At 70.3% G+C, this 15,206-nt stretch carries 18 protein-coding genes; 12 read left to right on the top strand and 6 right to left on the bottom strand.

Features of this window, described 5'->3' with window-relative positions:
* Window positions 1-3: 3 nt before the first annotated feature.
* Together ACFOW4_RS14010 and ACFOW4_RS14005 are read left to right on the top strand one after the other, a co-directional pair.
* Complete coding sequence (locus ACFOW4_RS14010; protein WP_377527702.1) at window positions 4-324, top strand: hypothetical protein; 321 nt, start codon at window positions 4-6, stop codon at window positions 322-324.
* Between the two features lie 52 nt (window positions 325-376).
* Window positions 377-967 carry a DinB family protein gene (locus tag ACFOW4_RS14005; protein ID WP_377527701.1) on the top strand — a complete coding sequence of 197 codons (591 nt, stop codon included), beginning with the start codon at window positions 377-379 and terminating at the stop codon, window positions 965-967.
* Window positions 968-986: 19 nt separating this feature from the next.
* Here the strand turns inward: ACFOW4_RS14005 and ACFOW4_RS14000 are convergent, their stop codons facing one another.
* A complete protein-coding gene (locus ACFOW4_RS14000) occupies window positions 987-1,385 on the bottom strand; it encodes a RidA family protein (protein WP_377528170.1) in 399 nt (132 codons plus the stop codon).
* Between the two features lie 182 nt (window positions 1,386-1,567).
* Between ACFOW4_RS14000 and ACFOW4_RS13995 the strand changes: the two genes are divergently transcribed.
* Window positions 1,568-1,984 (top strand): YciI family protein, encoded by a 417-nt coding sequence (locus ACFOW4_RS13995; RefSeq protein ID WP_377527700.1) that lies wholly within the window; start codon window positions 1,568-1,570, stop codon window positions 1,982-1,984.
* Entirely contained in the window at window positions 1,984-3,249 is a 1,266-nt protein-coding gene (locus ACFOW4_RS13990; protein WP_377527698.1) for an RNA polymerase sigma factor, read from the top strand. Before ACFOW4_RS13995 ends, ACFOW4_RS13990 begins: the two co-directional genes overlap by 1 nt.
* Here the strand turns inward: ACFOW4_RS13990 and ACFOW4_RS13985 are convergent.
* On the bottom strand, window positions 3,198-3,818 hold the full coding sequence (locus ACFOW4_RS13985; RefSeq protein WP_377527697.1) for a YdeI family protein: 621 nt from the start codon (window positions 3,816-3,818) through the stop codon (window positions 3,198-3,200). The genes ACFOW4_RS13990 and ACFOW4_RS13985 overlap by 52 nt on opposite strands.
* A 267-nt stretch (window positions 3,819-4,085) precedes the next feature.
* On the opposite strand from ACFOW4_RS13985, the gene ACFOW4_RS13980 reads away from it, so the two are divergent.
* From ACFOW4_RS13980 to ACFOW4_RS13960, 5 genes are all read left to right on the top strand, one after another.
* Window positions 4,086-5,087, top strand: coding sequence for a hypothetical protein (locus ACFOW4_RS13980; RefSeq protein WP_377527695.1), 1,002 nt, complete (start codon window positions 4,086-4,088; stop codon window positions 5,085-5,087).
* Window positions 5,088-5,200: 113 nt separating this feature from the next.
* Entirely contained in the window at window positions 5,201-5,635 is a 435-nt protein-coding gene (locus tag ACFOW4_RS13975; RefSeq protein WP_377527694.1) for a hypothetical protein, read from the top strand.
* A gap of 282 nt (window positions 5,636-5,917) precedes the next feature.
* The gene (locus ACFOW4_RS13970; RefSeq protein ID WP_377527692.1) at window positions 5,918-6,298 is read left to right on the top strand and encodes a YciI family protein; all 381 of its coding nucleotides are present in this window, start codon (window positions 5,918-5,920) and stop codon (window positions 6,296-6,298) included.
* Between the two features lie 51 nt (window positions 6,299-6,349).
* Window positions 6,350-7,594 carry an RNA polymerase sigma factor gene (locus ACFOW4_RS13965; protein WP_377527691.1) on the top strand — a complete coding sequence of 415 codons (1,245 nt, stop codon included), beginning with the start codon at window positions 6,350-6,352 and terminating at the stop codon, window positions 7,592-7,594.
* 153 nt (window positions 7,595-7,747) lie between these two features.
* Complete coding sequence (locus tag ACFOW4_RS13960) at window positions 7,748-8,377, top strand: VOC family protein (protein ID WP_377527689.1); 630 nt, start codon at window positions 7,748-7,750, stop codon at window positions 8,375-8,377.
* Window positions 8,378-8,449: 72 nt separating this feature from the next.
* On the opposite strand, the gene ACFOW4_RS13955 is transcribed toward ACFOW4_RS13960, so the two are convergent.
* The gene (locus ACFOW4_RS13955) at window positions 8,450-8,938 is read right to left on the bottom strand and encodes a YcxB family protein (protein WP_377527688.1); all 489 of its coding nucleotides are present in this window, start codon (window positions 8,936-8,938) and stop codon (window positions 8,450-8,452) included.
* A gap of 374 nt (window positions 8,939-9,312) precedes the next feature.
* Here ACFOW4_RS13955 and ACFOW4_RS13950 point away from each other — a divergent pair, with 374 nt between their 5' ends.
* The 3 genes from ACFOW4_RS13950 to ACFOW4_RS13940 are packed head-to-tail and all read left to right on the top strand — an operon-like array spanning window position 9,313 to window position 12,710.
* Window positions 9,313-10,101 carry a CDP-alcohol phosphatidyltransferase family protein gene (locus ACFOW4_RS13950; RefSeq protein WP_377527687.1) on the top strand — a complete coding sequence of 263 codons (789 nt, stop codon included), beginning with the start codon at window positions 9,313-9,315 and terminating at the stop codon, window positions 10,099-10,101.
* A 52-nt stretch (window positions 10,102-10,153) separates the two neighbouring features.
* Window positions 10,154-11,878, top strand: a complete 1,725-nt coding sequence (locus tag ACFOW4_RS13945; protein ID WP_377527685.1) for a sulfatase-like hydrolase/transferase — start codon at window positions 10,154-10,156, stop codon at window positions 11,876-11,878.
* Between the two features lie 40 nt (window positions 11,879-11,918).
* Window positions 11,919-12,710: an FkbM family methyltransferase gene (locus ACFOW4_RS13940; RefSeq protein ID WP_377527684.1), complete on the top strand. Its 792-nt coding sequence runs from the start codon at window positions 11,919-11,921 to the stop codon at window positions 12,708-12,710.
* A gap of 490 nt (window positions 12,711-13,200) precedes the next feature.
* On the opposite strand, the gene ACFOW4_RS13935 is transcribed toward ACFOW4_RS13940, so the two are convergent.
* From ACFOW4_RS13935 to ACFOW4_RS13925, 3 genes are all read right to left on the bottom strand, one after another.
* Window positions 13,201-13,605, bottom strand: coding sequence for an MmcQ/YjbR family DNA-binding protein (locus ACFOW4_RS13935; protein ID WP_377527682.1), 405 nt, complete (start codon window positions 13,603-13,605; stop codon window positions 13,201-13,203).
* A gap of 122 nt (window positions 13,606-13,727) precedes the next feature.
* A complete protein-coding gene (locus ACFOW4_RS13930) occupies window positions 13,728-14,360 on the bottom strand; it encodes a nitroreductase family protein (RefSeq protein WP_377527681.1) in 633 nt (210 codons plus the stop codon).
* A gap of 60 nt (window positions 14,361-14,420) precedes the next feature.
* Complete coding sequence (locus tag ACFOW4_RS13925; RefSeq protein ID WP_377527679.1) at window positions 14,421-14,963, bottom strand: carboxymuconolactone decarboxylase family protein; 543 nt, start codon at window positions 14,961-14,963, stop codon at window positions 14,421-14,423.
* Window positions 14,964-15,206 lie beyond the last annotated feature (243 nt).

Raw genomic sequence — 15,206 nt, 5'->3', positions numbered from 1 at the left:
TCCATGGACACCGACGTTGCCCTCGATGTGAGCGCCCTGGCGATCAACGTCACGATCCCGGAGGGGCTCCGCTGGACCGACACCCGACGCGGTGAGGAGTTCACGCTGACCACGATCAACGTCCGGCTCCTCCGGGACGGGAGCCTCGCGGCCAAGGCCTACGGCCGACCGACCGCCGGCGGCCGCGGCACGTACGTCTCGTTCCCCGTGCCCGACAGGCCCGAGCTGGTGGCCCTGATCGACAAGGCCGCCCACCGCGCCGGCGCCTTGTGGGCTGCCCACCGCGGTCTGGAAGGCGCGGAGGCTGCGGCAGACACCGTCTGATCTCGCAGACGACACCTCGCGATGGCTCGACGCATGAGGAAGACTGGCGGGCATGGCTGACCTGGGCGACGCGAAGGCTGCACTGCACCACTACCTTCGGGCGAATCGCGAGGACCTGATCTGGAAGCTCGACGGGTTGAGCGAACGCGAGGCCAGACTGCCGCGCACGGCGACCGGCAACAACCTGCTGGGAGTCCTCAAGCACTGCCTCAATGTCGAGGCCGGCTATTTCGGGCCGACCTTCGGGCGCGAATTCCCGACGCCTGAGGAGCTGGTCCCCCTGCAGGCGTTCGAGGACGACCCGCAGGCGGACTGGTACGCGCGGGAGGACGAGACGAAGGATGGGCTGATCGACCTGTATCGCCGTGTCGGGGTGTTCGCGGATCAGACCATCGAGAAGCTGCCGCTCGACGCGCCGGGGCAGGTGCCGTGGTGGCAGCCAGGTCGTCAGGCCGTGACGCTGCACCGGATCATCATCCACGTCACGTGCGACATCGCTCGTCACGCCGGTCACGCGGACATCATGCGCGAGCAGCACGACGGAGCGATCGGCTGGCAGCGGGAGAGCAGCAACATCCCCGACGACCATGACTGGCCCGCGTACGTCGCCAAGCTGACGAAGCTGGCCGACCGCTTCGGATGACCCGGTACGGTCGGTGAGCTCAGCACCCGCTCTTCGGCAGATCGGTCGTCGCCACGACCGCGTCGACCTCGAACTCCACCAACCACAGTGGATCGATGAAACGCGACACCTCCACGAAGGTGCACGCCGGTCGTACCTGGGCGAACCGTTCGCCGTGTGCGCGCGCCGCGTCGCGCCAGCGGGCGATGTCGACAAGCATGACCCTGGTTCGGATGACGTCGGTCAGCGCTGCGCCGGCCTCGCGCAGCGCTTGCTCGGCGATGTCCAGGCAACGCACGGATTGCGCGTAGACGTCCCCCGGACCGACGGTGGCGCCGTCGTCCGCGATCGGCGCGGTGCCGGCCACGGATACGTACGGCCCTATCCGCACGGCGCGGGAGAAACCGATCTCCGGTTCCAGCGGGGATCCTGACGTCACCAGGTGGCGAGAAGTAGTCACGGTACGAGAGCATCGCAGGGCAACGGCCGCGCTGGGCGGGTCGGAGGGATCGGCTGCGTCGCGGCGAGAGATTTCTCCGGGGCCGTGTCGATCCGCGGGCCGCTCGTTCGACGTGTGGGTGCGAGGGACGAGAGACGGTCCCGCCGGATGAGGAGAACGCGATGCCGCAGTACATGCTGATCATGCGGGGCACCGATGAGACGAACGCGGCCATGATGGCCAACATCGACGAGATGATGGCGGCGACCCGCCTGTTCATTGAGGAGACGGCCAAGGCTGGCGTCTACGTCGCGGCCGAAGGCCTGGACGATCCGGGCCAGGGCGTCGTGGTGCACTTCAGCGACGAGGCCCCGGTGGTCACGGACGGGCCGTACGGAGAGACCAAGGAATTGTTCGGGGGCTTCTTCCTGCTCGATGTCGCCTCGAAACAGGAGGCGGTCGAGTGGGCCAAGCGGGTCCCGGCGGTCCCCGGGTCCAAGATCGAGGTCCGGCGGGTGCCCGGGGAGGATGAGGTCCCGCAGGACGGCGGGAAGTTCGTCGTGGAAGGGGCCTTGCGCGAGAGCAGCGGCCAGGTCTGATGGGTACGGCCGACGTCGAGGCCGTCTGGCGGATCGAGTCGGCCCGGATCGTCGCCGCGCTGACCCGGTTCACCGGCGATTTCGGGCTGGCCGAGGACGCCGCCCAGGAAGCGGTGGCCGAGGCGCTGGTGTCGTGGCCGCGTGCCGCTCCGGCCAATCCGGCCGGCTGGCTGATGGCTACGGCCCGGCGACGGGCGATCGACGCGATCCGCCGCCGGACCGCCCTGCAGGACCGGTATGCCCTGCTGGCGGCCGACCCGGCGGTCGACGAAGAGATCGACCCCGACCGGATCGACGACGACGTCCTGGCGCTGATGTTCGTCAGCTGCCACCCGGTGCTCTCCCCGCCGGCCCGGGTGGCGCTGACCCTGCGTGTGGTCGGCGGCCTGTCCAGCGAGGAGATCGCCCGCGCGTTCCTCGTACCCGTGCCGACCGTGCAGGCCCGCATCACCCGGGCCAAGAAGACGATCGCGGCGGCCGGGGTGCCGTTCGAACTGCCGGCGGCCGGCGAGCGCCGGGAACGGCTGGGCGGCGTGCTCAGCGTCCTCTACGTGATCTTCACCGAGGGGTCGACGGCCACGTCGGGCGACCGGCTGCTGCGCCCCGACCTCGCGTACGAGGCGATCCGGCTGGCCCGCACGCTGGCCGCGCTGCAGCCCGACGAGCCGGAGGTGCACGGCCTGCTCGCGTTGTGCGAGCTGACGGCCGCGCGCTTCCCGGCCCGGACCGGCCCAGACGGTTCACCGGTCCTACTCGAGGACCAGGACCGGCGGCTGTGGGACCTCTCGGCGATCCGTCGTGGGCTGGCCGCGCTGGCCACGGCATCGACTCGCGGCCTCGGCCCCTACGGCCTGCAGGCCGCGATCGCCGCCGCCCACGCGTCGGCGCCCTCCGTCGAGGCGACCGACTGGGACCGGATCGTGGTGCTCTACGAGGCGCTCGGCCGGATCGCGCCCTCGCCGGTGGTCGAACTCAACCGGGCCGTCGCCGTGGCCATGGCCTCGGGTCCGGCGCAAGCCCTGGCCATGGTGGACGAGCTGATCGCTATGGACCGGCTCCCCGGTTCGCATCTGGTTCCGACCGTACGTGGTGAGCTGCTGGCCCGGCTCGGACGGCGACCGGAAGCACGCGCCGAGCTGGAGCTGGCGGCCCGGCTCTGCGCCAACCAGCGCGAACGCTCAGTGCTGCTGCGCAAGGCGGCCGCGCTGCAGGATCATGAAGATGCCGATGACGGCGACTTCGGAGGCTTGGCCTTCTGCGGGTAGATCGTCTCGTGACGGGCCAGCATGGCAACGAACTCGGCGATCTTCCGCTCCCGGGTCTGCGCCCGTTTGACGGCGTTGACGCGGTGGATGAGAGCGAACCGGTTGGTCTTGGTGAGCACGTCGAACATGGCCTGTGCGGCGGGTTCGGCAGCGATGGCGGCGAGGAGGTCGGCCGGCACCTCGGCCTCCGACGGCGGGGCGTAGGCGGCCGCCCACCGCCCGTCCGCCTTCGCGGCTTCCACCGCGGCGCGGCCCGGGGGCAGCATCCGCCCCTCCGCCTCCAGCCGGGCCACGTGGGCGACGTTGCGCTGTGACCAGGAACTGCGGGCCCTGCGCGGGGTGAACCGGATCCAGGAGGTTTCCTCATCCCGTTTACGGGCCTGCCCGTCGATCCAGCCGAAACACAGGGCCTCGTCGACCGCCTGCTGCCAGGTCAGCGTCGTGACCGTGCCGCCCTTCCGGGTCAGTGCGAGCCAGACACCGGGCGACGTGTCGTGGTGGGCCGACAACCACGCGCGCAGCGCGTCGGCGTCCGCGACGATCAACTCATCCAGTTCAGCGCTCGCCATGACGGCAGGCTATCGCCGCGCCGGTGCCGCGGCCTCAGCGTGGGGCCCGTACGAGCCGGCGACGCCCGGCGATCCAGCCGCGCACCTCCGTACCCGGACACATTGCGCGTGATCATCGCCGGGTGCAAGGCTGGACCGATGGGTTGGTGGAATCGATTCCGGCGCGGATCCCGTCCCCCGCTGCGCCGGCCACCCCGGGGCGCCCTGCCGGCCCCCTGGCCGCCCGGCCTACTGGACCTGATCGGGGAGCGGTCGTCAGCCGGGCCCGTGCGCCAGGCCGAGGTGCTGGCCCTGCTGCGGCGCCTGGCGTCGGCGAGGCCGGCCCACGCACCCGAACCGGTGCAGGCGATCGGAGAGATAGTCCGGCGGCACGCGCCGGTGCCGGACGACGCGACCGCTGCGGCCTGGGCGGTCTGGCATGCCGTGCCGGAGCTGGACCTGATGGCGAACGCCCGGCAGCGCTGCCAGCACGCCGAGAGTCTGCTCGGCACACTGCGCGACATGGAGCTGCACGACCCCACGAACCCGGCGTTGGAGATCGGCGAACCGGACACCACCATCGCCGACGCCCTCCGCCTCGAGGCGGAGCGGGTCGGTCACGTCCTGGTGACCGGCGAGGGTGAACACCAGGTCGGCTACCGGGCCGCGTACGCCGGGTTCCTCAAGCAGATGGCGCATCGGGCGAGGGAGCTCGAGGGGACGCCGGAGCGCAACCCCCGCCGCGGCGTCATGGCCACGGCTGCTCCGTCCGCAGACCTGGCTGATTCGCCCACCCCGGTGCTGGCAGCCCTACGCGACGCGGTGGCGGCACTCCCCCACCAGCGGGACGCTCGACGCGAGCAGTGGACGGCGCAAGTGACAGGGGCCATCGAGCCGTTACATGCCGGCGGCCCGAGCGTCGACCCGACCGCTGTCGGGCGGGCGATCGTGGCCGACCTGCCGGAGCTCGACCGTCTCGACGAGACGCTGGACCGTCTCGAACGGATCGAGGAGCAACTGGCCGCGACGCAGCGCCGGCTGGCGGCTCAGCGGGCGCACCTGACCGAGGAAATGATCCGCTGGCGCAACACGCTCGCCCACGAGCTGCGCCAGCAGGCCGACCACCACGTTGCCGCGACCGGCATCTCCCTCGACGCCGATTTCACGGCAGGCTTCACCCTGGCCAGCGACCAGATCGCCCGCCACCTACGCGAGCGCGCCGACCGGCTCGCCGTCCCGGACCTACCCAAACCTTCTTTTCCGTTGGTCCGGGCCAGAGACGACATCTGACCGAAGACCACCGTCAGCTCAGCGGCGATGGAGACCCGCTGACCGTGACCGGCGCGAGCGCGGGTCAGCGGCAGTGAGCGGGTGCGTCGTCTCATCCACTACCGTCCGGGGTTGTGGCAGCCAGAGCAGCGGGAGCGTTTCGTCGGACGCCGATCGAGCGATCAGACCAGCGGGTTGCGTGGGAACGGACGGACCAGGCCTTCTTCGCCGCCGGAGCGTGTCACATCCTCGCCTGGGTCTGCCGGGATTCCTATCCAGACCGGCCCATCGAGATAGCCGGGGTGCGCTACCCAGGCGAGCCGCAGGTCTTCCACACCTACGCAACCTGGGATGGCTGGGCGTTCGACCACTCAGGTTGGAATCCCGAGCCACAACTGCTGGCGGTCAACACAGGCTTCGAAGGCCAGCCGCTGGAGCGCCTCAAGATCACCGACAGTCTCGCCGCGTTCTGCGAGAAGCACCACCACCGCGGGCCGGACCAGTATTGGCGTGACCCGCTCCCTCGTGCTCGCCGCTACGTCGGCCGGCACATCCCGCCCTGGGCATAGCCACTCACCCGGGCACGCACACCGGCACCGCACATCTGCCGCGCGCGTAGCCGCGCGCGGCGATGGCCGCACCAGCCGCCCACGCGTTCGATCCGGAGCAGGAGCGGGTGTACGTCGGGTCGATCGCGTCTCAAGAGCTACGCCATGGCTGCCTTGGAAAAACGGTCTGGGATGGTGTCGTATCAAGGCGCGGCCGCTCGTGGAACCAGTGCCGCGGCCGGCCGGGCCGCCGCCCACGAGGAGTCCGGAAGGCCCTCGTCCGGGGACTGGGAGGAGACCACCATGACCGAGTACCTGATCGCCTTCAACGACGAGTGGGTGCCCGACCACACGGCGGAGGAGATTCGCGAGAAGGGCGTGGCCGGACGGGCCGTGATCGAGGAGATGCGGACCGCCGATGTCCTGATCTTCAGCAACGGCGGACTCGACCGGTCCACCGCGGTGTGCAGTGTCGAGGCGGTTGACGGCAAGCCCATCTTCACCGACGGTCCGTACGTCGAGACCAAGGAACACCTCGGCGGCTTCGCCGTCGTGGACGTGGCCGACGACGCGGCGGCGCGATACTGGGCCGGCAGGCTCGCGACCGCGCTCGACTGGCCGCAGGAGGTGCACCGGTTCCGAGGCCCCGGGGAGGCCCGGCGGAACGGCTCCGGGGAGAACTGAGCGCGGTGCCCAGGTACCTGCTGTCCGTCTACGGACCGGCCGAGCGCACCCGTGACTGATCCCACCGTCGAGCAGGCGCTCACCCGCGCCCACCACGAGGAGTGGGCGCGGGTGGTCGCCGGCCTCGCGCGCCGTTTCGGCGACCTCGACGTCGCCGAGGAAGCGACGGCCGAGGCGTTCGTAGCGGCGGCGGAGCGGTGGCCGCGCGAGGGCGTACCGCCAAGCCCCGGTGGTTGGCTCGCCACCACCGCGAACCGCAAGGCGATCGATCGGCTCCGTCGCGAGTCGCAGCGCGACGCCAAGCATCAGGCGGCCCGCATCGTGTATGACGGCACCCCTCCCGAGCCGACCGGCCCGGTCGAGGACGACCGGCTCAGGCTGGTCTTCACCTGCTGTCACCCCGCGCTCGCGTTGGAGGCCCGGGTGGCGCTCACCCTGCGCCTGCTCGGCGGCCTCACCGTCGCCGAGATCGCCCGCGCCTTCCTGGTACGGGAGACAACGATGGCGCGGCGGATCACCCGCGCCAAGGCAAAGATCAAGGCGGCCCGCATTCCCTACCGGGTGCCCCGGGCCGACGACATTCGCGAGCGGCTGGCCGGCGTGCTCGCGGTCGTCTACCTCGTCTTCAACGAGGGCTATCTCGCCAGCGAGGGCGACGACTCGGTGCGCGTCGACCTCACCGACGAGGCGATCCGACTCGGCCGCCTGCTCCGGAGTCTCCTCCCGGACGACGGCGAGGTAGCCGGCCTGCTCGCCCTGATGCTCCTCACCGACGCCCGGCGGCCGGCGCGCGTGTCCGGCACCGGGGAGCTGGTGACCCTCGACGAGCAGGACCGCGGCGCCTGGGACCGCACCCTCATCGCCGAGGGCGATGCCCTGGTCCGGGAGCGGATCGAGGCGGTGGCGGCCGGCGGCGACCCACCCGGGCGCTACCAGCTGCAGGCCGCGATCAACGTGGTCCACACGGCTGCCCCGTCCGCCCGAGACACCGACTGGTCCACCATCGTCGCCCTCTACGGCCGCATGGTGCTGCTCGACCCCTCGCCTATCGTGCGGCTCAACCGGGCGGTCGCGGTCGCCGAGGTCGACGGTCCCGGGGTCGGGCTCGCCGAGATCGACCGGCTCGCCGAAGTCCTCGACGGCTACCACGCCTTCCACGCGGCGCGCGCCGACCTGCTGCGGCGACTCGGGCGCGGTGGTGAGTCGCGGGCGGCGTACGACCGGGCCATCGGGCTCGCCGGCAACCCCGCGGAACGGGCCTACCTCACCCGCCGTCGCAGCCAACTCGCCAGCTGACCGACACGTGGAGCCAGCCGGATCCAGCACCCACCACGGCACTGTTGAGCGTGGTCGTGACGATCCGTTGGCACCATGGCTGCTCATTGGCCGTACGGCGGCATCGAGTTCGGATTCCAACGTCTTCGCATCGTGGATGCTAGTTTCGCCGGCATGACCGTCCAGATCACGGCCGGGCAGTTCCACGCGGCCGACGGTGTGGAGGACTGGCGCTGCCTCTACCACGTGGTTTCGACCTGTTTCCGGACCGGCACGTTGGCTCGCGGCATCGCGCTGGTGGATGAGATCGGGCGACTCGCCAGCGGCGCGGAGCAGCAGTACGTCACCATCGACCTGCGCCATGCCGGTGTCACGGTGTCGCTGTCGTTGCGCGACATCGCGCTGGCCCGCCGAATCTCCGCAGCGGCCAAGGACCTGGGCATTCCCGCCGACCCACGTGGGGTACAGCTCATCAATGTCACTCTCGACACACTCGTCGGCGCCGACGTGCTGCCGTTCTGGCGGGCGCTGCTCGGCTATCGGCAGATCGGTGACGATTATCTGGCCGACCCGGCGCGCCGAGGCCCGGGCTTCGGGCTGCAGCCAATGGACGCGGCGCGCCCACAACGCAACCGCATGCACCTCGATATCGCCGTCCCGCATGACCAGGCCGAAGCTCGCATCACCGCAGCCCTGGCGGCGGGCGGCCAGCTGATCTCCGACGCGCACGCGCCGAAGTGGTGGGTCCTGGCCGACGCCGAGGGCAATGAGGCCTGCGTAGCCACCTGGATCGGCCGCGAATAGCGACCTCCTCCGGACGTACGCCATCACGCGCGATCTGCTGTCCCGCCCGGAAAGGCATTGAGTTCACCGGAGTCAGAGCAGCCCACGTCTGGTCATGAACTCTCGCAACGTCTCGGCATCCGCGGCGGACATCAACCGGCGTGGGATCACGGTGGCCGGCTTCCGGCCGACGTACACGATCCAGAATTCAGGGGTGTCCCTCACCTGGGCGACCCCGTCCCAGGCGATGCCGCCGGACTCCGAGCCGCTGCGCATCATGATGTTGTCATCGGTGATGTCGTAGGCGCCCTCCACCGCGTAGCGACTGGAGCGGCGCCGGGCGCGCAACCGCACCCACGGCCAGTACAGCGTCGACAGCAGGCCGCCCACGACCATCGCGATCCACAGCGGCGAAGCCTGCTCGCCCCACCCGAAGCCCCGCGAGACGGCCAATCCGATCGCCCCGACCGCCGCCAGCACCGCGCCGATGTAGCCGTACTTGCGCAGCCGAACGCTGCCGAGCGCAGTGGCCACGCGGCCCGGATAGGCGGGATCGGCTGGGACGTCGAAACGGATGTGCACGCCAGAACGATAGTGCTCCCCGCCCGACCAGGGGCACCTCGGCCCGGTCGTCCTCGCGTCACGGCACACGGTGGCTCTGGCGGTACCGGCCCGGGCTCGTACCGGCGTGGCGCTTGAACGCCCTGCCGAACGCGATGTGTCGTCTCCTTCGCCAAGGACCAGGCGACGGTCTGGCACGCCGGCTGACAACTTCCCACTCGGCTCACCCTGCCGAAGCCGCGGTCACGGGCTGACGTGCGTCTGCGAAAATCGGTGCCCCTGCGTCCAGAACGAACCGATCGGCCGTATTTCCCGTGTTGAGGGTCAGGGTCGCAGAGCAGAGTCACGGAGGCACGATGCCCACGGTTCGGACTGGTCCGGTAGTCGGACTGATCGTGCAGACAGTCCTACTGGCGATGCTCGCCGGAACAGTCGGCCTCGGCGCCGCGGGGTGGTTGGCGGGGCTGGGGTACGGGGTGGTCCTGTGCGCCCTGCTCGACCGGGGGTTGCGCCGTTCGGGGGCGCGCGGGCTGGGTCCGGCCGACCGGGTGACCCTGGGCCGGGCGCTCCTCGTGGGCGCCGTGACGGCGTTGGCCGTCCAGTCGTTCGACCGGGCGGCGCCGGTCGCGCTGATGGCGGTCCTCACCGCGGTGGCGCTGGCGCTCGACGGGGTGGACGGCTACACGGCCCGGCGTACCGGAACGACCAGCGAGCTGGGCGCGCGCTTCGACATGGAGGTCGACTCCTTCCTGGTGCTGGTCCTCTGCGTCCAGGTGGCACCGTCGGCGGGCGCCTGGGTGCTCGCGATCGGCGGGATGCGGTACGCCTTCGTCGCCGCGAGCTGGGTGCTGCCCTGGATGCGGGGATCGCTGCCGCCGCGCTACTGGCGCAAGGTCGTGGCGGCGATCCAGGGCGTGGCGCTGACGGTGGCGATGGCGGGGGTGCTGCCGGGGTCGTTGACGATCGTCGTGCTGGCGGTCTCGCTCGCGCTGCTCGTCGAGTCGTTCGGCCGCGACGTCGGGTGGCTCTGGGAGACCCGCCGCGCTCGCCGCGCCCCGAGGGACCGGGACGTCCCGCGCACCCCGCACACTCCCGACCACCCGACGATCGCGGGACACGCGGCCACGCTGCCCCACCGCGACGGTCTGGTGGCCGTGGCCCGGGACCGGGTCGTCCGGCTCTGAGCCGGCGTCGATCCGCACCATCAGGGATCACCGAACGAGGAGGTCAGGTCAGTTGTCGCTCTTGACGCGGGTCCGTCGGCTACCGCCGTGGGGACCGGAGGCGGTGCGCAACGACCCGCCGGCGAGCGGGCACACCGATCGGACGACGAGCGAGGACGCCGGCACCGCACCTCGCAGGGCGCCGGCGATCCGGGCCGGACTGGCCACCGCCCTGGCGGCGGCGGTCGTGCTGCTCGTGCTCACCGCGCCGTACGACTTCGGCCGTCTCACACCGGGAGCGTTCGTACGGATCCCGCTGGAGGCCCTGCTGGTCGTGGCCCTGCTGCTCGCCCTGCCGCGCCGCGGCGGGCGGTTGGTCGCGCTGCTCGCCGGTGTGGTCCTCGGCCTGCTCGGCCTGCTGAAGCTGCTCGACCTGGGGTTCTCCGCGTCGCTGGGCCGGGCGTTCGACCTGGTGCTCGACTGGGCCCTGCTCGACGAGGGGTTCGCCTTCCTCAGCGAGTCGTACGGCCGGCCCGCTGCGATCGGCGCCGCTGTCGCGCTGGCGCTGATCGTCGCCCTGCCTCTCCTGGTCACGCTGGCGGTGCTGCGGCTGAGCCGCCTGCTGGTCCGGCACCACACCGGCACCACGCGGGTCGTGGCGGCGCTGGTGGTGGTCTGGGTGGTCTGCGCCGTGTCCGGGCTACGGGTGGCGCCGGGCGTACCGGTCGCCGACACGTCCGCGACCACTCTGGCCAACGGCCACGGCTTCCAGGTCCGCCTGCGACTCGACGACCGCAGGACGTTCGGCGCCACGATCGGGGCCGACGCGTTCCGCGACAAGCCGGGCGACCAGCTCCTGACGGCGCTGCGCGGCAAGAACGTGGTCGTCGCCTTCGTCGAGAGCTACGGCCGCGACGCCGTCGAGGACCCCGAGTTCGCGCCGCAGGTCGGGGCGGTCCTCGACAGCGGGACCGAGCGGCTGCGGGCGGCCGGCTTCGCCGCCCGCAGTGGCTTTCTCACCTCACCCACGTTCGGCGGGGGCAGCTGGCTGGCCCACGCGACACTGCTCTCCGGGCTCTGGATCGACAACGACCAACGCCACCGCACGCTGCTGGCGAGCGACCGGATGACCCTCAACCGTGCCTTCCAGCGGGCGAACTGGCAGACCGTGGGCGTGATGCCCGCCGTCAGCAGGGCGTGGCCGGAGGGGGCATTCTTCGGCTACGACCGGTTCTACGACGCCCACAAGCTCGCCTACCGTGGCCCGAAGTTCAGCTTCGGCACGATGCCCGACCAGTACACCCTGACCAGTTGGCAGCGCCTGGAACAGGGGAAGCGAGGCGGTGCCCCGACGATGACGGAGCTGGCGCTGGTCTCCAGTCACGCGCCCTGGACGCCCGTTCCCCCGATGATGGACTGGACCGACGTCGGTGACGGCGCGATCTTCGGCGCCGGCGGCGACCCCGCGACGAACGACGGCCGGCGCAGCACCACCCGGATCCGGGCCGACTACCGGCACTCCATCGAGTACACGCTGGGGACGCTCATCTCCTACGTGCAGACGTACGGCGACGACGATCTCGTGTTCGTCTTCCTCGGTGACCACCAGCCCGCCACGGTCGTCACCGGCGAGAACGCCAGCCACGACGTACCGATCACGATCATCGCCCGCGACCCGGCGGTACTGGACCGGATCTCCGGTTGGGGCTGGCAGGACGGGCTGAGGCCCGGACCGCAGGCCCCGGTCTGGCGGATGGACGCCTTCCGCGACCGGTTCCTGACCGCCTTCGGACCGTAGGCTCACGCGCCCCCCACCCACCGCACGGACGGGACCACAGATGACAGACTCCGTCGCCACCAGGATCGCGGCGCTCCGCGACGATCCGGCCACCGCTCCCCTGCGCCGGTCGCTCGAGGTCTACTACGGCGACCGCGAGCGCGACGCGCGGATGGATGCCTTCTACTCCCGTTTCGTCGGGAGTGGGGACCTGGTCTTCGACATCGGCTCCCACGTGGGCGACCACGTGGGCAGCTTCCGCCGCCTCGGCGCCCGGGTCGTCGCCGTGGAGCCCCAACCGCTCTGCCTGCGCGCCCTGCGGACGATCTACGCCGGCGACGACCAGGTGACGGTGGTCGAGGCGGCCTGCGGTTCGACGCCTGGGAGGCTGCGGTTCCACGTCAACTCCGCCAACCCCACCGTGTCGACCGCCTCTCATCGGTTCGTGCGGGCGGCGCAGGGCGCGGGCGGCTGGGAGGACGAGGTGTGGGACTCCGAGATCGAGGTCCCGGTCGTCACCCTCGACGCGCTGCTGGAAACCCACGGCGTGCCGACCTTCGTCAAGATCGACGTGGAGGGCTTCGAGGACGAGGTCCTGGCGGGCCTGAGCCGGCCCCTGCCCGCCCTCTCCTTCGAGTTCACCACGATCGCGCGCGCGGTCGCCCACCGGTGTCTCGGTCGCCTGACCGCGCTCGGCTTCGACGGCTTCGACGTCGCGCTCGGCGACGACAAGTCGATGACCTTCCAGCGCTGGACGTCGGCGAACGAGATGGCGGCACACCTGCGGGCGCTGCCGCACGAGGCCAACGCCGGCGACGTGTACTGCGTGTCCGGCGCCGTCCCCGCCCCCTGAGGCAGCACCGCTACGACGGCCCGCCTGCACCGACGCCGGACCGACAGTCTGATACCCCCCGGCGTGGCGGCGCGGTCGGGACCTGGGCCTGTGCCGGGAACGCCCATTCCATCGAGCACCTTGATGCTGAGCGCCCCGGCTCAGGCCAAGCCCGGCGGCCGGTGTGGACGGCCAACGGGGCGTCCGCCATCACCGGCAAGAACGAGGAAGGGGCTACTGATGTTGGGCGAAGTCCCAAGATCGGCATAGGTTTCTGGCTTGTCGAAGGTCAGGCACCGAAGATCGGGTCTGTCGAGAAAACGGGTAACACGGGTTGTTGAGGACTACTGACGGGCTGCGGCGAGCCGGCCTTCGAAGGCCATCTCGAAGGCGATCAACGCTGGCTTCCGGCGCATCGTCCAGTGTTTGCGGCCCGGCCACGCAAGGGCGCCATGCGCCGGTGCGGGCGCTGCTCGGATGAGGGGCAACAGCGCTCTGTGCGCGGTCGGCGTCAGCGTGATCCGTCGGCGGAGGGCGGGACGCGGAATGAAGCGGGATCGACGGGACGGCTCTGCTTCGGCAGGCCGGCGACGACGAGGAGGTACGACTCGGTCAGGAGATTGTCGACAAGCGCGGGCTCGACGTCCGCACCCGCCCGCACCGTGATCCAGTGCTTCTTGTTCATGTGGTAGCCGGGCGAGATGCTCGCGTGAGCTGCGCGGAGCGCCTCCGCGTCGGATGGATCCGCTTTCAGGATCACGACGGGCTCGCCGGGCATGGACGTCTGCAGCATGAACACCTTGCCGCCGACTTTCCATACCTCCCAGTCGCCGGTGAACTGGTGTGTGTGCTCGGAGCCAGGAAGCTCGGCGGCGCGGGCGGCGGCTCGATCCTGCACTGCCTTATCAATCTGCATCTTGACCTCCTCGAAGTCCTTAGGGGGTCGATTGCCCGGCGTCCGTCGAGGAGGTGCGGACGCCGGGCAACCGAGTCGAAGTGAACGGGGCCGGCACCGCGGTCCGATGGCCGCCCCGTCCGTCACATGTGCGTGAAGATCTTCTCCGCGTCGAACCGCGAGACCGGCTGGCGGGAGACCCGAGCCTCGTCGGGGTAGCCGAGCACCAGAAGCAGCGTGGTCGTGTAGTCGGTGTCGGTCAGGTCGAAGGCCGCGTCCACGGTCGCGCGGTCGAAGCCCTCCATCGGCGTCGCGTCCACCCCGAGGGATGCGGCGGCCATCATCGTGGCGCCGACGACGAGGTAGGTGTTCTTCTCAAGCCAGTGGAGCACGTCCCCGCCATAGTTCTTCGTCTGGATCTCCACGAAGTTGGAGGCGCCCGCCTCCCATCCCTTCTGGATCTCCGGGTCGGCGAAGCGCCCATCGGCGCGCTCCTTCTCGAAGATCTCCTGCAGGTGCGTGTCGGGGATGTCCTTGCGCGTCGTGAAGATGATGGCGTGCGACGCGTTGCGTACCTTCTCCGCGTTGTCCGCGAAGCGGCCGACCAGTGCGTCCGCGAGCTTGTCCTTGCCATCCTGCGTCTCCAACACGTGGAAACGGTTCGGCTGGATGTTGATCGTCGTCGGCGAGGTGCGCAGGTAACGCAGCAGCTGCTGGAACGTCTCCTCCGGGATCCTCTTGCTCGGGTCGAAGTAGCGGGTGAGGTGCTTCGTCATCAGCTTGTCGAGATTCAAAATCGTGCTTTCTGTCGTTTGAACGGCGGGTGGAGAGGAAAGTCAGGCCGACTGGTGGTCGGCGCCGGGGACGTCGACGACGGTGTCGCTGACGTTGTTGAGGTAGTTCGTGAGCAGGGTGACGACCACGACCGTGACGATCGCCTGGATCTCCGGGTCGATATATCCGACCTCGCGGATCGCTGCGAGGTCCTCGTCGCTGACCTGGCCGCGCGTCTCGATCACGTGCTGCGCGAACTTCGCGACGGCGGCGCGCTTCGGGTCGCTGGACGTGCCCGTGCGGGCGAGCTCAATCTCCTCCGCCGACATACCGCCGAGGTTCGACGAGATGAAACCGTGGAGTGCCTGGCAGTAGTGGCAGCCGTTCGACTGAGAGACCGCGAGGGCGATCGTGTGGCGCGTCTTCGCGTCCAGGAGCTTCGCGATGCTGCCCTGCAGGCCCATCACGATCTCGAGCACGGTCGGGTTCGCGGCGAGCGTGGTGAACATGTTGGGCGCGAAGCCGAACTGCTTCGCGATGGCGTCGAGGGTGCCCTGCGTCTTCGCGTCCATGTCGGCGCGCGCGGGAGCGGTCAGGCGAGACATGGCGATGAACCTCCGTGTGACGTTGCTGGACGATTTCGTCCACTCGCTTGAGTGAACACCATCGGAAGTGGGCTGTCAAGCCCAGTCTGTGTTCACGTCGACAACGTGCAGGTGAGCAGCGGGGATCTCGGCGGACGCGGGAGCGGTCAGGCGAGACGTGGTGATGAACTTCCGTGTGACGTTGCTGGACGATTTCGTCCACTCGCTTGAGTGAACACCATCGAAAGTGGGCTGCCAAGCCCA

Source organism: Micromonospora sp. GCM10011542 (assembly GCF_042650685.1).
Classification (GTDB): domain Bacteria; phylum Actinomycetota; class Actinomycetes; order Mycobacteriales; family Micromonosporaceae; genus Micromonospora.
Note: the sequence above shows the minus strand (reverse complement) of the source record. Positions and strands in the feature narration are given on the sequence as shown.

What these genes read in the sequence shown, in the direction of transcription:
- ACFOW4_RS13995 (WP_377527700.1), top strand. Translation starts at nt 1,568, where the DNA reads ATGCCGCAGTACATGCTGATCATGCGGGGCACCGATGAGACGAACGCG.
- ACFOW4_RS13930 (WP_377527681.1), bottom strand. Translation starts at nt 14,360, where the DNA reads ATGACGAAGCACCTCACCCGCTACTTCGACCCGAGCAAGAGGATCCCG.
- ACFOW4_RS13940 (WP_377527684.1), top strand. Translation starts at nt 11,919, where the DNA reads ATGACAGACTCCGTCGCCACCAGGATCGCGGCGCTCCGCGACGATCCG.
- ACFOW4_RS13970 (WP_377527692.1), top strand. Translation starts at nt 5,918, where the DNA reads ATGACCGAGTACCTGATCGCCTTCAACGACGAGTGGGTGCCCGACCAC.
- ACFOW4_RS13925 (WP_377527679.1), bottom strand. Translation starts at nt 14,963, where the DNA reads ATGTCTCGCCTGACCGCTCCCGCGCGCGCCGACATGGACGCGAAGACG.
- ACFOW4_RS14010 (WP_377527702.1), top strand. Translation starts at nt 4, where the DNA reads ATGGACACCGACGTTGCCCTCGATGTGAGCGCCCTGGCGATCAACGTC.
- ACFOW4_RS13960 (WP_377527689.1), top strand. Translation starts at nt 7,748, where the DNA reads ATGACCGTCCAGATCACGGCCGGGCAGTTCCACGCGGCCGACGGTGTG.
- ACFOW4_RS13985 (WP_377527697.1), bottom strand. Translation starts at nt 3,818, where the DNA reads ATGGCGAGCGCTGAACTGGATGAGTTGATCGTCGCGGACGCCGACGCG.
- ACFOW4_RS14005 (WP_377527701.1), top strand. Translation starts at nt 377, where the DNA reads ATGGCTGACCTGGGCGACGCGAAGGCTGCACTGCACCACTACCTTCGG.
- ACFOW4_RS13990 (WP_377527698.1), top strand. Translation starts at nt 1,984, where the DNA reads ATGGGTACGGCCGACGTCGAGGCCGTCTGGCGGATCGAGTCGGCCCGG.
- ACFOW4_RS13935 (WP_377527682.1), bottom strand. Translation starts at nt 13,605, where the DNA reads ATGCAGATTGATAAGGCAGTGCAGGATCGAGCCGCCGCCCGCGCCGCC.